Here is a 1,329-nt window from a genome sequence, read left to right as displayed (position 1 = left end):
GCGCAAGGTGGTGCGCGATGGTCGCGAGGGTGATGCTGGCAAGCCGTGGCTGCTGCAGCGATACCTCATCGCCGGTGGAGGTGGTGATCCAGGTCATTTGACGTCCTGTGCAGGCGTGTTGAAGCTCGCCGCCTGCGATGGCGCAGGCGGGCGGGAGAAAAGGTGGGGAAGGGCGGCGGCGCGCCGTCAGGCGTGCAGGCTGTCGAAGTTGATCCGCATGAATCGGGCATCAGGGCCGCAGCCGCCAAGCGACGCTCGCATGACGGTGACGGGGCGCCAGCGATCGGGCGCGACCGCGGCCGGGCAGCAGCACACCAAGTCGCCGTCGTCGTGCATGCGGTGATCGCACAGCTCGCATGCGCGGTAGTTCGCGGCGTCCCAGTGGCTCGGCGCGACAGTGAGCAGGGCGGCGGCGATCACAGGCACCTCGCGCTGCAGGTGCGGAGGCTTGAGAAGGTGCACACCAGCATGTCGATGACATCGAAGCTGTGCGATGCGACGACCTGCAGCGCGCCGCGCGTGCCGTCGGAGAGCGTGTAGCGGGCGAGGTAGCGGCGGCTCATGCTTCGCTTGCCTCCGGTGTGTGCTGCGCGCATAGCTCGAGCCACGCACTGGCTGCAGATACCAACGCCGAGAGCTGCCCATGCGACAAGAGCAAGTAGTCTTGGTGCGGGGCAGAGATCTGGAAGCGGATCGGATTCCCTTGTTCGCGCTCGCCGATGTCGATCTGCGGCCAGTAACCGGGATCGACAACCAGTTTGATCGACACCGCTTCCGCGGCCGGCATTGGCATCTGATGAACGATGGCACTCATGCGCACCCCGCAGTCAGAGGCTCGACGCGCTCGACATGGTCGATGGGGTGGCCCAACACCGCATGCGCGCAGTGCATCGCCGCCTCGGCGTCAGAGGCCTGTAGTCGAATGCTGGGCAAGGCGCCGGTTTCAGAGGGCGCGTCGGAGCGGTGGTGGTAGTAGCAGCGGTAGCTGCGCGTGCAGAGCGTTTGCATCGAAACCTCACGAATGAATCAACGTGAGGAGTAGCGTAGCAACTGCTACGACACTATGCAATAGCAAATGCTACGTTTTTGAAGATGCAGGCCAACTGGATGCGTGGGGCAAGAGCTACAGCCCGCCCGATCCCGAGCGATCTCGCACCCGCCCAATGATCGTGATGTGCTCTTGGACAAGGTCAGGCGCGACTATCTCGTCACCATAGTCGGGGTTGTCACTTCTGAGAATCAACGTGCCATCGAGGCGCTTCAGCAAACGCTTCACGCGAAGTTCGGAGTCGTAGCGCAGGGCGTAGACCGTAGCGCAGGGCGTAGACC

The 1,329-nt window shown here is 64.0% G+C and carries 4 protein-coding genes; all 4 read right to left on the bottom strand.

Annotated elements, in window-relative coordinates; translation table 11 throughout:
* Window positions 1-186 precede the first annotated feature (186 nt).
* A complete protein-coding gene (locus AC1DXV_RS34735; RefSeq protein WP_477872302.1) occupies window positions 187-426 on the bottom strand; it encodes a hypothetical protein in 240 nt (79 codons plus the stop codon).
* Window positions 417-563 carry a hypothetical protein gene (locus AC1DXV_RS34730; protein WP_477872300.1) on the bottom strand — a complete coding sequence of 49 codons (147 nt, stop codon included), beginning with the start codon at window positions 561-563 and terminating at the stop codon, window positions 417-419. Before AC1DXV_RS34730 ends, AC1DXV_RS34735 begins: the two co-directional genes overlap by 10 nt.
* Window positions 560-814: a hypothetical protein gene (locus tag AC1DXV_RS34725; protein ID WP_477872298.1), complete on the bottom strand. Its 255-nt coding sequence runs from the start codon at window positions 812-814 to the stop codon at window positions 560-562. Before AC1DXV_RS34725 ends, AC1DXV_RS34730 begins: the two co-directional genes overlap by 4 nt.
* A gap of 309 nt (window positions 815-1,123) precedes the next feature.
* On the bottom strand, window positions 1,124-1,329 hold a 206-nt coding region (locus AC1DXV_RS34720), incomplete at its 5' end, for a S24 family peptidase (RefSeq protein ID WP_477938059.1).

It is taken from the genome of Rhizobacter sp. P3_C12, from assembly GCF_056402735.1.
Note: the sequence above shows the minus strand (reverse complement) of the source record. Positions and strands in the feature narration are given on the sequence as shown.

Bases quoted from the DNA above. Each gene is read 5' to 3' on its own strand.
- AC1DXV_RS34730 (WP_477872300.1), bottom strand. From the start codon at position 563: ATGAGCCGCCGCTACCTCGCCCGCTACACGCTCTCCGACGGCACGCGC.
- AC1DXV_RS34725 (WP_477872298.1), bottom strand. From the start codon at position 814: ATGAGTGCCATCGTTCATCAGATGCCAATGCCGGCCGCGGAAGCGGTG.